10 protein-coding genes and 2 pseudogenes are annotated in these 12,679 nt (G+C 60.7%); 4 read left to right on the plus strand and 8 right to left on the minus strand.

Annotated features, from left to right (window positions below):
• Positions 1-3: 3 nt before the first annotated feature.
• Positions 4-288 (plus strand): RpiR family transcriptional regulator, encoded by a 285-nt coding sequence (locus tag ACSQ2W_RS20495; RefSeq protein ID WP_115114384.1) that lies wholly within the window; start codon positions 4-6, stop codon positions 286-288.
• Between the two features lie 22 nt (positions 289-310).
• Positions 311-1,237: a myo-inosose-2 dehydratase gene (gene iolE / locus ACSQ2W_RS20500; protein WP_436088068.1), complete on the plus strand. Its 927-nt coding sequence runs from the start codon at positions 311-313 to the stop codon at positions 1,235-1,237.
• Positions 1,238-1,536: 299 nt separating this feature from the next.
• Here iolE and ACSQ2W_RS20505 read toward each other — a convergent pair.
• From ACSQ2W_RS20505 to ACSQ2W_RS20515, 3 genes and pseudogenes are all read right to left on the minus strand, one after another.
• A pseudogene (locus tag ACSQ2W_RS20505) lies at positions 1,537-1,755 on the minus strand (helix-turn-helix domain-containing protein); the annotation flags it as partial.
• Positions 1,755-2,027: pseudogene (locus ACSQ2W_RS20510) on the minus strand (NAD(P)-binding domain-containing protein); the annotation flags it as partial. The pseudogenes ACSQ2W_RS20510 and ACSQ2W_RS20505, both read right to left, overlap by 1 nt.
• Before the next feature lie 72 nt (positions 2,028-2,099).
• Positions 2,100-2,834: an SDR family NAD(P)-dependent oxidoreductase gene (locus tag ACSQ2W_RS20515; protein ID WP_436088069.1), complete on the minus strand. Its 735-nt coding sequence runs from the start codon at positions 2,832-2,834 to the stop codon at positions 2,100-2,102.
• Positions 2,835-3,061: 227 nt separating this feature from the next.
• Between ACSQ2W_RS20515 and ACSQ2W_RS20520 the strand changes: the two genes are divergently transcribed.
• On the plus strand, positions 3,062-3,955 hold the full coding sequence (locus ACSQ2W_RS20520; RefSeq protein WP_436088070.1) for a LysR family transcriptional regulator: 894 nt from the start codon (positions 3,062-3,064) through the stop codon (positions 3,953-3,955).
• Positions 3,956-4,378: 423 nt separating this feature from the next.
• Here the strand turns inward: ACSQ2W_RS20520 and ACSQ2W_RS20525 are convergent, their stop codons facing one another.
• Positions 4,379-5,068 (minus strand): recombinase family protein, encoded by a 690-nt coding sequence (locus tag ACSQ2W_RS20525; RefSeq protein ID WP_436088071.1) that lies wholly within the window; start codon positions 5,066-5,068, stop codon positions 4,379-4,381.
• Positions 5,069-5,233: 165 nt separating this feature from the next.
• The gene (locus ACSQ2W_RS20530) at positions 5,234-6,841 is read right to left on the minus strand and encodes a transposase (RefSeq protein WP_436088950.1); all 1,608 of its coding nucleotides are present in this window, start codon (positions 6,839-6,841) and stop codon (positions 5,234-5,236) included.
• 523 nt (positions 6,842-7,364) lie between these two features.
• Between ACSQ2W_RS20530 and ACSQ2W_RS20535 the strand changes: the two genes are divergently transcribed.
• On the plus strand, positions 7,365-7,826 hold the full coding sequence (locus ACSQ2W_RS20535; protein ID WP_436088072.1) for a YHS domain-containing (seleno)protein: 462 nt from the start codon (positions 7,365-7,367) through the stop codon (positions 7,824-7,826).
• Between the two features lie 4 nt (positions 7,827-7,830).
• On the opposite strand, the gene ACSQ2W_RS20540 is transcribed toward ACSQ2W_RS20535, so the two are convergent.
• From ACSQ2W_RS20540 to ACSQ2W_RS20550, 3 genes are all read right to left on the minus strand, one after another.
• Positions 7,831-9,732, minus strand: coding sequence for an adenylate/guanylate cyclase domain-containing protein (locus tag ACSQ2W_RS20540; RefSeq protein WP_436088073.1), 1,902 nt, complete (start codon positions 9,730-9,732; stop codon positions 7,831-7,833).
• A gap of 244 nt (positions 9,733-9,976) precedes the next feature.
• Positions 9,977-10,666 carry a recombinase family protein gene (locus tag ACSQ2W_RS20545; protein WP_436088074.1) on the minus strand — a complete coding sequence of 230 codons (690 nt, stop codon included), beginning with the start codon at positions 10,664-10,666 and terminating at the stop codon, positions 9,977-9,979.
• Positions 10,667-11,075: 409 nt separating this feature from the next.
• Complete coding sequence (locus ACSQ2W_RS20550) at positions 11,076-12,626, minus strand: winged helix-turn-helix domain-containing tetratricopeptide repeat protein (RefSeq protein WP_436088075.1); 1,551 nt, start codon at positions 12,624-12,626, stop codon at positions 11,076-11,078.
• Positions 12,627-12,679: the final 53 nt, after the last annotated feature.

The raw sequence follows: 12,679 nt of genomic DNA on the forward strand, positions 1-12,679 counted from the left end.
AACATGCGCAAGCACATGCGCGCCTTGAATTGTCCGCCTTCGAGTTTTGAGGCGTTGAAGCTGGCGATCGCGTCCCGGCAGGTCATCTTTCCTCTTCGCGTCGAAAATGTCGCGAAGAGGGTTCTCGAAAAACCGGAGCTCATGGCGTTCGAGAGCACGTCTTCGATTGCCGAAGATTGCGGCGTATCCGCGGCGACCGTTGCGCGATTTGTAACGCATATCGGGTTCCGCGACGTTGCGGAGGCGCGCGGCATTTTCCGCGCCGAGCTTTGCCGCCGTTTCGGCTGAAACTTTAAGTAGGAGAGAACAGGTGACAGATTCGACCGAATCGAAGCTTCCGCCGGGCGTTTCGGTGGGCGTAAGCCCACTATCCTGGACGAACGACGTTCTTGAAGACCTGGGCGACAACATCCCGCTCGAGACCTGTCTCGAAGAGGCACGTTCGGCAGGCTACGCGGGTGTGGAACTCGGTCGAAAGTTTCCACGCGATGCCACTGTGCTTGGTCCAATCCTTGAACGTCATGATCTACGTCTAGCGTCGGGTTGGTATTCGGGCTTCCTTGCCGATCGAGACGTCGATCTCGAGCTCAGCCAAGTCCACGCGCACGCTTCCCTGCTCAGAGACATGGGAGCGAAGGTCATGGTCTACGGTGAATGCGGCCGCATGTATCCCGAAGAGCCACTCGACGCGCCGATGTCGAAACGCTTGACCTTGGCACCGACGGAGATCGTTCCCTACGCCGCCAAACTTACCGCCTTTTCCAGAAGGCTCAAAGACGCCTATGGGCTGACGCTCGCCTACCATCATCACCTGATGATGGTGGCGGAAACCTTCGAGGAAATCAGCGCCATCTTCGACGCCGCCGGCCCGGAGGTGGGACTGCTGTTGGACACGGGCCACGCTCGCGCCGCGGGGTTCGATTTCACCCGCCTCATCGAGCGTTTCGCCGATCGAATTGCTCACATTCATCTCAAGGACGTGAGAGTTCAAGTCCTAGCGAGGGTACGGGATGGCAACATGAGCTTTAATGACGGCGTCCGGGCCGGCATGTTTACCGTCCCGGGTGACGGTGACGTGGATTTCGATCCTGTGTTCCAGTTTGTCCGCAAAGGCGGTTACAAGGGTTGGATTGTTGTCGAAGCCGAACAGGACGCGAGTATTGCTCCGCCCAAACCTGCAGTCGGCCGAGCGCATCGCTACCTGTCAGGAAGGCTCTTGCTCCGAAACGAGCGCTGAGGCGAGTTGCAACCGATCCGTCGTCGTGTCTGCCTGGTCTCCGTCTCCTACTGACGCAAGGCGGCTTCGCGAATTTCCAATCGGTTGGGTGGCATTTCCTGCACCGACGCTTCGGATGTCTGCTTTTTCGAGTTGGCTTCCCTAGCAGCGGAACGTCCGTTCACGGCCCGGAACGGACATCGAGCAACGAAATTCTTCTTCAATCGCCCGGCTTCAACAGTCGGTCAGAACGTGTGCTGTTTCCTAGCCGTTGAGATCCGATCCCTCGCGTCTCCAACCCCGTTCACTTCGCTAGTTTCCTTCGATCGGGCCCGCGCCTGAGGGAAGTACTGGTAGAAGGTGACGCGGCTCACTCCTGGGCGGCGGGCGATATCAGCTACCGAGATATCTCCGGCCGCGAGCATGGCTTTGGCAGCTCTCATATCATCTTCAGTGAGCTTGGGTTTTCGTCCACCTTTGCGACCGCGGGCGAGAGCCGCCTTCAGCCCTTCCATGGTCCGCTCACGGTTCAGGTCCAGGAGGTCACATCGACGATGGTCTTCCCCTGCCAGGTGGGCAGCGCCTTCGCGACATCGGCGTGCGACTCGAAACGAACGCCCAAAAAGATGATGTCCGCTTTGACCGCCTCCGCCAGCTTTTTGGGGATGATCGTAGGCCCGATCGCGGCCGCATCGGCTGCAAAGCTTTCCGGCTCGCGCGTGGTTGCCACGGATACTTCGATGCCCTTGTGGGCAAACGCCTTAGCCAGGGCCCTGCCGATATTGCCGAAGCCGATAATTGCGTAGCTCATGTTATTCTCCTTTGTTTTACCACGCCCGGGCGTGCGCCGAATATCGAATGGAACCCGCCCAGGCGTAGTGCGTCAGAGTTGCGCCAGGCCGCCGTCGACGGCGACCTCGCTGGCGGTCATGAAGCTGCTGTCCGACGACGCGAGAAAGGCAGCCGCCGCTCCGATCTCTGCCGGATCGGCCATGCGCTGGAGCGGCGTCATCGCGGCGAAGACCTTCTGGCCCTCCTCGCCTAGCGCTTCCCTCGCGAGTTCGGTCGCCGTCGCTCCGGGCGACAGCACGTTTACGCGGATGCCCGTTCCCTTCAGATCCTCCGCCCAGGTCCGCGCGAGGTTGCGCACCGCCGCTTTGCTCGCGCTGTAGGCGGTGAATGCCGGGGCGCCCGTGGTGCCGGCGCTCGATCCGGTCAGGATGATCGAACCGCCCGGGCCCATCAGCGGCAGCGCCTTCTGGACCGTGAAGATCGTTCCCTTCACGTTGACGTCGAAGGTTTCGTCAATGTGCTCGGCGGTGATCTTGCCGAGCGCAAGCTGGCTTCCCACCCCGGCATTGGCGACTACGATATCGAGAGTTCCGCGCTCGGCCTTCACCGCTGCATAGAGCTTGTCGAGGTCGGCCTCATCGGAAACCGAGCCCTGCACCGCGCGGGCATTGGACCCGAGCTCGGCGACGGCGGCGTCGAGCGCATCCTGCCGGCGGCCGACGATGAAGACGAAAGCGCCCTCCTCGATGAAGCGCTTTGCAGCGGCGAGGCCGATGCCGGTGGCGCCACCGGTGATCACGGCGGTCTTTCCATTCAGTCTGGTCATATTGTGTATCCTTCGTTTCGCTATCTCCGGTCTTTGCCTGTACGGGGAGGTCCCCGCAGAACCTCTACATGGGCTCGCCGAAGTCAGGCAGTCAGTGCGGAATTGCGCACATCGGTGGTGCGAAAACGATCCAGCGAGACAATTGGGCGTCGCGACGGTCGCGCAGATTCAGTTCAGTGTGCTAGTCTGAGCTTGGAAAGCCGTACTGCGCGGCGCAGGAATGCACCATGATCGACTGGGATGACGTTCGCTACTTTCTTGCCGCCGCGCGAGGAGGCTCAGTGCGGGCCGCCGCCAAACATCTCGGAGTGAATCACGCGACCGTGCTGCGACGCATCGCGCAGCTCGAGGACCGCCTGGGGGCGCAGATGTTCGAAAAGCTGCCTTCAGGCTACCGCCTGACAGCTGCGGGCGAGGAGGTCCTCGAGTTCGCGGACCAGATGCAAGCGTCGTCGCACCAGCTGGAAATGCGCGTCTTCGGGCGCGATCAGAGCGTGCGCGGGCTTCTGCGGGTGACACTGCCGGCGCCCCTCGCAGCACACCTGCTCATGTCGGACTTCGCAGATTTCGTACGCCTGCATCCGGGCATCGAGATGGAAATCTTGTCGTCTGGCGAGCTGGCAAACCTGACCAACCGAGAGGCCGACATCGCGATCCGTGTCGTCTATGACCGCGAAGCCTTGCCGCTCAATCTCCACGGCCTGAAGGGACCGGAGCTGTACGGCGGCTTCTACATGTCCGGCGATCAACTCGCTGAGTGGCGGGCGGGCGGGCCGGATCCCAGGTGGATCGCCATAAGTGGTCATGGAGTACCGGACTGGACCCGCGAGGGAGAGCTTCGCACGACTGGGACTCCGTTCCGGACCACGGATTTCGAAGCGCAGATCGCAGCGGTACGGCAAGGTATTGGCATCACGACGCTCCCGTGTTTCGTTGGAGATACCGATCCCCTATTGGAGAGGGTGCCAGGTACCGGCCTACACCTGTATGGACCGGTTTGGCTTCTCACTCAGGGGGAGGCACGCAAGACGAAGCGCGTGCGGCTCTTCACCGAGTTCCTATCCCGCAGGCTTGACGCATACGCGCCGCTTCTCGCCGGGCTGCTCATATCGCCCGACTGACGTCCGACAGGTTACAGGCGACCCTTGCCGTCATCCGGCCGGAAGCCGCGCTGCGATTCCATGAAACGGCCTGGTTCCATTTGCCAATGTTGCGCCGTATCGTCGCCGCCAACACGCGTGGAGCGACGATATCTTGCCCAGCACCAAGCCGGTTGGACGGACCCAAGGTGCGACACGAACAGATGACTGCTTCCGGGGGTGCCTCGAGTCAGTTTTAGCGACCGGAACGGGTCGTAAGCCGTCGTCGCGCGATTCTGAGGCGTGAACGGCAGCTATGCACGTTCGTCAGGTGACGGCCCCACACACGCCATTCGATCGTTGCCTCAGCGATGACGCTCCTGGCGCTTCTTTCTCGTTCCGATCGAGGGAAGCTACGGAAGAAAACCACCTCTCGCGACCTTCCCTTGTCGCGAAAACTCCCGATCAAAGCGACGGTTTTGCAACTGACTTTCGCACAGTCGCAGAACTCAACTTTTGCGACAACATCTCCTGCTTCCCGCTTTCCTTCTGATGTCGAGCCCAGACGCGCTTCACCTGCGCTTCGCTGCAGCCGGTCAGCTTCGCCGTCCTGCTGATACTGTTGCCGCCAGACCGGAAGACAATAATGCGTTCGTGTGTCACCAGGTCAGCTTGGCGTCCGGCATATTTCCCGCCCGCCTTTGCCAATTCGATGCCTTGCCTCTGGCGTTCGCGGCGATCCTCGAAGTCGTCTCGAGCCATTTGCAGGGCGAGCTTCAGCAACATTTCCTGAATGGACTCGAGCACGATCTTGGCAACGCCGTCAGCGCTGGCCGCGATGTCGCTAAGATCCACCACACCAGGTACGGCAAGACGAGCACCCTTATTCCGAATTGTTTCGATCAGCTTTTCAGCTTCAGGCAAGGGCAGACGACTGATGCGGTCTATCTTCTCCGCAACGACAACCTCCCCCGGCTGAAGGTCCGCGATTAGACGAAGCAGCTCCGGCCGGTCGGCGCGAGCACCGGATGCCTTCTCGCGGTAGACGCCGGCGATGTAGTACCCGGCGTCCCTCGCCTCAGCGATGATCGATTCCTGGCGATCGAGATCCTGCCCTTGCGTACTGACCCGCGAATAAACACGAGCAACGTGCATATCCCCTCCTGCTCGGCTCATTTAGATATACCTCAATGCGCTCTGGCTCAGAATTCGGGCAAGCGGATAGCCCCATAGGCTGGGTCAGAAATACGCCGCAGCAATCGCCATGGTTGCGGTGGTCGCGATGTCAAGCGAAGCGAGGAATTGACCCCTCCTATTGCCTCACCGAGGAATGTTACCGAGCACTGCCGACGCCGACGTGCCCGTATCAACTGCCGCTGCGGCGGCAGAGGGCAAGCTCTTAATCCAATCACCATCCAGGATGATCAGCCCAGCCATTTCCATGCGCCAGGCCTTCACAAGCTTTTGCACCATTCTGATGTTCTTTTCCGTGAAGCGGACCGGATCGATCTCTGTCAAGCGTTGCAGCACGCCTGCCGCCGGGAGAGTGGGCTCTTCCTTCAGCCACGCCTTGATCTGTGCCTCGAAGGGCTCGTACATGCTTGGCCTCTTTGGCCATGGTTTGGTCCTTCTATACGGCCGCCGATGCGTTGGTCGTGTCTCACCATTCTTCCAGGCTGTCTTCAGGTTCGCAGCGAAGCGCTGGAGGTCGACAACAATTGGCTCCTCAAGCTTCGGATGCAGGCCACGACGATCGATCCGCCGTCCAAGCTCTTCCTGGGCGGCACGGATCCCGGCAAACAGCAGCACAGGATCGGCTTTTTCCATCATTGCCCGTAGCCGCTCCTTATCGAGCTCAGTCACATCCAGATGCGCAAGGACGCGGGCCACGGGTGGAACCGGCGGATGATAGCGCTTGATCACACGCGCGCCGATCCGCGTCTTCTCCTGCAGCTTGAATGACGGCTGGAACAGATTGCCGTAAAGCCGCACCACTGCATAAAGTCGGCCAAGGGCAGCCGTCGCCTCCGCGCCGACGAACCGGCCGTATCCGACCAGGCGACGCACGATAGCACCGTTCTTTTGCTCCACATGCGCTTGATCGTTCTTTCGATAAGCGCGAGAGCGCGTCACTTCCAATTCCTCGCTGCGGCACCACGAGACGACGAACGCGTTCATGAACGCGCTGTCGTTGTCGAAGTCGACACCTAGCAGCTGAAAGGGAAACAGCGAGCGAGCCTGTTTGATCGCCACGATCACATTGCCGCTGTCACGCGTGCGGACTGGAACACATTCCGTCCAGCCTGTGGCGATATCAGTCAGCACCATCGTCTGCACAAAGCTGCCGGACGAAGACGTGCCGGAATGCGCCACAAAATCGACCTCGACGAAGCCAGGCGGCGGATCATTCCAATCCCCAAAGGTGCGGACCGGAACCGATCGGCGGACAGCCGAACTCATCCCGGCCCGACGCCGCTGACCGCCGCGCGCGACCATACGGACCTCCGTCAAAAGCCGATCCATCGTTGCCGGGCTTACTGTCATCAACTTGGAGCGCAGCGCGTCATCGAGCTCGAGCCGGCCATGCCGCTCAAGCGCAGGTAACAATACGGGTATCAACGGTTTGAGGCGTTTGGAACACAGCCGCTCCGAGGTCTCCCACAACACGATGAGCGCCTCGCGCACATTGCTGTCGTAACGAAGGCTGTTGCCCTTATTGCCAGATGGCCTCTTCTCACGAGTCGCCAGAACCCGGATCGCATGCTTGCGATGATAGCCGGTCACTGCCACGAACTCATCCAGGATGCGGTGCTTGTCGCTGCGGCTTCCCAAGCGATACCGTTCGACGATTGCTACCACCAGCTCCGATCGTGTCGCCATACTGATCCGCCTCGCCATCCACCCTCCGAACCGGGGACAGCGCACCATGGCCACCCCAGTCGGAGCATCCACACTATCGGTAACATTTTGCTTGAGGCAATGCGGGGGTCAGTTTCTCATTTCGCCCGACACGCGAAACTGCCTATTGTGATATTGCGAAAACTAGGCGGCCGGAATCAACGCTAAGCGGAAGCTCGCTTGCTCCGGGTCAATTCACCGCCATGACCCGATAACGACATTTCTGCTGACCGTGGCGGAGGTCCTGAAAGTGGTACAAAGCGGAGATCCGACTCAAAGTCTCGCTCGCCTCATGCGCTGCTGCCATTCGGCCCGGGGGTCAATTTTCTCGATGCTGATTCACAGGTGTAAGAAGCTTCAAGGGGTGTGGCCGCTCAGGCAGGTCTCTTGTCGCGGGTTGCCACAGGTCAACGCGAGGCGTAATCTCCCAGCTATGCCGATAGCGGCCGGCCCTTATGAGCGGGGCCGCACGTGCCGCATGTGACGAGAGCCCAACTCGCCCACCGCCTCTGCGGCCGGCTGATGCTGCTCACGTTCAAGGGAGTTGACGTCAATGAACAGGCGCGATGCGTTGGCCGTCCTGATCGGACTGTCTGCCGCTTTGTCTTTCGCTTTCGACACCCCTGCCCATGGCGAGGAAGACCGCCTCGCCATCAAGGGTTACGACCCTGTGGCCTATTTCACCGAGGCCAAGCCGATGATCGGCGATCCGCAGTACCAGTACGAATTGGATGGCGCCTTATACCGCTTTGCCTCGGCGCGCCACCTCGATCTCTTCAAGGCCGACCCCGATCGATATCTGCCGCAGTACCAAAATTGGTGCACTGCGGCACTGTCGAGGGGCTATCGGTTGGTCGCCGATCCGAACAATTGGGTGATTCACGAAGGTCGCCTGTACGTTTTCGGACTCCCGGCTGGTCCAGGGAAGTTTGCTGCCGATCCGGTGGCCATGGTGGGCAACGCAGACGCGAACTATCCGCGAGTGTCACAGCTCCCTGAATGGCCACCGCAATAGCGCCTCACAAGCCCGCCCGCCTGAGTCCCTCCTTCAGATACGCCGGATAGGCCGGATCTCTGAATCGCGAGCCAAGAAAGTCAAAGCTCATACCGAGCTGCGGCAGGCGTCGCCGTATCTCGGCGACGTAGAGGACCGCCTGCTCCTGGCGCCCAAGCTGTGCCGCTGCGGCTGCGGCCGGGACGTTGAACATCGCGAAATTCGGAAACCGGGAGATCCCACGTTCGGCGACACGTAGGGCATCTTCGTGCCGGCGTGCGAGATAGTAACTGATGGCGAGATCGAAATGGTAGTTCGGCTGGAGCATCGGATCATATTTCAATGCCAGCTCGAGCGACTTGATGGCGCCGGGAAGGTCCCCATCAAACGATTGGAGGGCTCCCCGGACCGCCAACGCATTGGCGTCACTCGGATTGAGGTCGATCGCACGCTGCAGCGCGTTGCGCGCCTGATTGTATTCGGTGCGGATAAGCAGGATGCGACCAAGGGTGCGGTGCCCATCAGGCTCATCGGGAGCGAGCGCAATAGCGCGGCGGGCGAGTTCCTCGGCGCGGGCAAGCTCGCGGTCGGGGAACTCTGTCCAGCCCTGAACCACCTGCGAGTAGATGGCTTCGGCCAGAAGAGCATGGGTGGTGGCATAGTTCGGATCCAGTTCGGTCGCCTTGGTCATTAATTCTCGGACCTGTCGATTGGCGGTCCGAGAAGTGGCATGGCCAACCGCTCGGGCGCGCAACAAGAGGTCGAAGGCATTCTGGTCCGGCCTGGCTTTTTTGAAATGGCGCCGCACCTCCACCTGAGTGATATTGGCTGCCAGTGTGCCAGCAATGTGTTGGGCGATGCTGACCTGAAATTCGAATATGTCCGACAGCTCGCCATCGTATCGATCAGACCACAACACGGTAGCGGCGTCTGCTTCAGTCAGCTGCGCGGAGATCCGCACGCGGTCCTTGGATGCTTTGATGCTGCCGTCAACCATGTATGTTGCGCCAAGTTCGGACGCAATTTCGGCCTGCCGCGCCTTCCGACCCTTGTACCGCAAGACGGCATTGCGGCCGATCACTCGCAAGTTCGTGAAGCGGCCGAGGGCATTGATCACCTCCTCGGTGACGCCGTCGGCGAAGTACTCCTGCGCCTCGTCGCTGGTCTGGTTTGTAAATGGCAGCACGGCGACGATGGGAAGTATAGGGCCGCTGTCTGGTTTGGTTACCGCCGAACTCGCGGCTTGCTGTTCTGGGGCAGGGGCTCGGCCCAGACCGGACCAGACGGCCAAGGCTGCGATGGTGATGAGGATTACGGCCAGACCAGCAATCGCCAGCCGAAGTCCGCTCGCCTTGCCGCTCAAGATACCGGAAACCCGTTTGATCCCTGTTGCTGATGAAGTCGGGTCGATCCGGTAAACCCTGACGGGGTTGGCGATGTTCTTCAGGTGCTGCTCGCCAGCGTCGAACGCCTCAATGTCGAGCTTGTCCCGCACCTGCCGGTAGGCATCGTCGGAGAGGCAGATGCCGCCCGGCGCCGAGATCTGTTCGAGACGCGCAGCGACGTTCACGCCATTGCCGAAGATATCGCCGTCTTCGATGATAATGTCGCCGATGTTGATGCCGACGCGCAGCTCAATGCGCCGTCCTTCCGGAACCGCCTTGTTTCGCTCGAGCATGGCGCGCTGCACGGCAACGGCACAGGCCACCGCCTCAACGACAGAGGGAAACTCCAGCAGTAGACCGTCGCCGGTCGTCTTGACGATGTGGCCCTTGTGCCCGGCGATGAGAGGATCGATCAGCTCCTTGCGGTGCGCCTTGAGGGCTGCCAACGTCTGCGTCTCGTCCTCGCCCATCAGGCGCGAGTAACCCACGACATCGGTCGCGACGATGGCGGCAAGGCGACGTTCTGATGTAGAGCTTTGCACCTCGGCTCCCCGGTCGATCTGGATCTCTCGCCATTGTAGCCCACGACGCCGGAACCGTCGTGGCGAATCGCCGGTCCCTCCCCGCCAGTCTCGCTTTGGGAAGGTCCGCAAAGGGATCAACGTAACGACCTTGTCGGATGCCACCGAGTAGGTCCGGAGATGGCGCTTCTTTCGCGTTCCGATCGAGGGAAGCTACGGAAGAAAACCACCTCTCGCGACCTTCCCTTGTCGCGAAAACTCCCGATCAAAGCGACGGTTTTGCAACTGACTTTCGCACAGTCGCAGAACTCAACTTTTGCGACAACATCTCCTGCTTCCCGCTTTCCTTCTGATGTCGAGCCCAGACGCGCTTCACCTGCGCTTCGCTGCAGCCGGTCAGCTTCGCCGTCCTGCTGATACTGTTGCCGCCAGACCGGAAGACAATAATGCGTTCGTGTGTCACCAGGTCAGCTTGGCGTCCGGCATATTTCCCGCCCGCCTTTGCCAATTCGATGCCTTGCCTCTGGCGTTCGCGGCGATCCTCGAAGTCGTCTCGAGCCATTTGCAGGGCGAGCTTCAGCAACATTTCCTGAATGGACTCGAGCACGATCTTGGCAACGCCGTCAGCGCTGGCCGCGATGTCGCTAAGATCCACCACACCAGGTACGGCAAGACGAGCACCCTTATTCCGAATTGTTTCGATCAGCTTTTCAGCTTCAGGCAAGGGCAGACGACTGATGCGGTCTATCTTCTCCGCAACGACAACCTCCCCCGGCTGAAGGTCCGCGATTAGACGAAGCAGCTCCGGCCGGTCGGCGCGAGCGCCGGATGCCTTCTCGCGGTAGACGCCGGCGATGTAGTACCCGGCATCCCTCGCCTCAGCGATGATCGATTCCTGGCGATCAAGATCCTGCCCTTGCGTACTGACCCGCAGATAAACACGAGCAACGTGCATATCCCCCTCCCGCTCGGCTCATTTAGATATACCTCAATGCGCTCAGGCTCAGAATTCGAGCAAGCGGATAGCCCCATGGGCTGGGTCAGAAATACGCCGCAGTAACCGCCATGGTTGCGGTGGTCGCGAAAGGCTATTGTGGGACGGTGCAAAAATCAGACGCAAAACAGTCGCCTTAATCCGGGCTTTTGCGAAAACCAGGCGGCCGGAATCGACGCTAAGCGGAAGCTCGCTTGCTCCGGATCAATTCTCCGCCATGACCCGCACCGGACCTATGTTCCGCGTGTCGCCAATGCCCGCCCGCATCTCAGCCGTAGAGGCAAACTTTGCCTTCGCCTGGAAGCGGACAACGTGGCAGACCTAGACGGAGGTCGCGTTTGCGGCTCGAAGCCGTCATCCGAGTCTTCGCTCAGATTATGGGCCTCGACCCGTGTTCCGCCTCTCGCAGCAGGCCCTCGAGGCGAGCCGCCCATTCCCTGTTGCCATCTCTGAACGGACCGAGCGCATCGCCTGCAGGCTCCGGGAGATCGCTTGCAGCGGCGGCGAGGCGGCGAGCCTCCTGATTATGTCCCGCGGCCGCGTGGCAGCATGCCTGAATGAGGAGGAGCGCCGGCCAATCAGGCCGCGCCTTTAGCGCCGCGCGTCCCGAGTTGAGCGCGCCCTCGACGTCGCCCGAAAAGAACAGCGCAAGCATCAAGAGGCTGAACCAGACCGCATTCTGGGGATCGTGGGGGTTGAGTTCGAGGCCGCGAGCCAACGGCTTTCGCGCACCGGCCGCATCGCCCACGAAAAGACGGGCCATACCGAGGACGAGATACCCCAAGGCAAAGCTCGGACCGAGTTCGATGGACCGTTCCGCTGCGAGGATCGCATGTTCAGCCCTGCCTGTGTAGGCTGACACAATCGCCAGCGCATAGTGCGCATAGGGATTTCGAGCATCGAGATATATCGCCCGCAGGGCCGCATCGAATCCTTCCTTCCCGTCTGCGGCGAGATTTTCCGTCCAACCATAGGCGATGAGGCCTGCGTTGACCCGCGCCAGCCAAATCTGCGCCTCGGGAAGCATGGGATCGAGTTCCGTGGCCTCTCGGAAGAATTGTCGTGCGAGACTGTGCGTCGGCTGCGTGACCTTGTGAAAGTTGAATGTGCCTTGCCATACGAGATCCCAGGCGGTCACGTTGCCGGTGTGCGGAGCAACCTGAAGTCCATGGCGCAACAGCAACTCGGGCTCGACCGCCGCTGCGATCCGCTCGGCGATGGCGTCCTGCACAGCAAATACATCGGCCACCGGAAGATCGTAATGTTCGGACCAGACGGTGGCGCCCTTCATTGCGTCGGCGAGGTGCACCGATATCCGCATCCGATCGCCGGCACGCCGGATGGCTCCATCCACAAGAAAATCGACGCCAAGTTCGCGCGCGATAGACTTCGGATCCTTCGAGACATTCCCCCTTGCGAAACTCGCCCCGCGCGACGCGACGCGGAACCATCGGAACCGAGCGAGTGCCATGATCAGGTCGTCGGCGATACCGTCGGCCAGATATTGTCTCTCTGCATCGCCGCCGAGATTCTCGAAAGGTAGTACTGCAATCGCGGGGCTGGATCTCGCCTCTGCATACCCTTCGCTACCGGGTCCGTCGGGCCGGCTCTCCACCGGACCGGAAAATCTGTATCCGACCCGTGGGACCGTGACGATCCAGTCGCCGCCGTCGGATGCCGGGCCAAGCAGCTTGCGAAGGGCAGCAATCTGAACGGAAAGATTACTCTCCTCGACAGCGAGCCCTGGCCAAACGGCATCAATCAGCGCCGACTTGGTGACGACACGACCATCTGCCGCGAGCAGAGCGGCAAGTAGCGAAGCGCCGCGGGCGCCAATGGAGACACGCCGATTCTCACGGAGAAGGGATCCGTCCTCGATAACGAACTCGAAGGGGCCGAATACAAGGTGCGGGGTGCTCATATTGGAAATAATACGCCCGATTTTGCAGTTTTTCGCAATTTTTCGGCGTCGTT

The organism is Pararhizobium sp. LjRoot255, assembly GCF_964252905.1.
In the GTDB taxonomy this organism is placed as follows: Bacteria; Pseudomonadota; Alphaproteobacteria; order Rhizobiales; family Rhizobiaceae; genus Pararhizobium.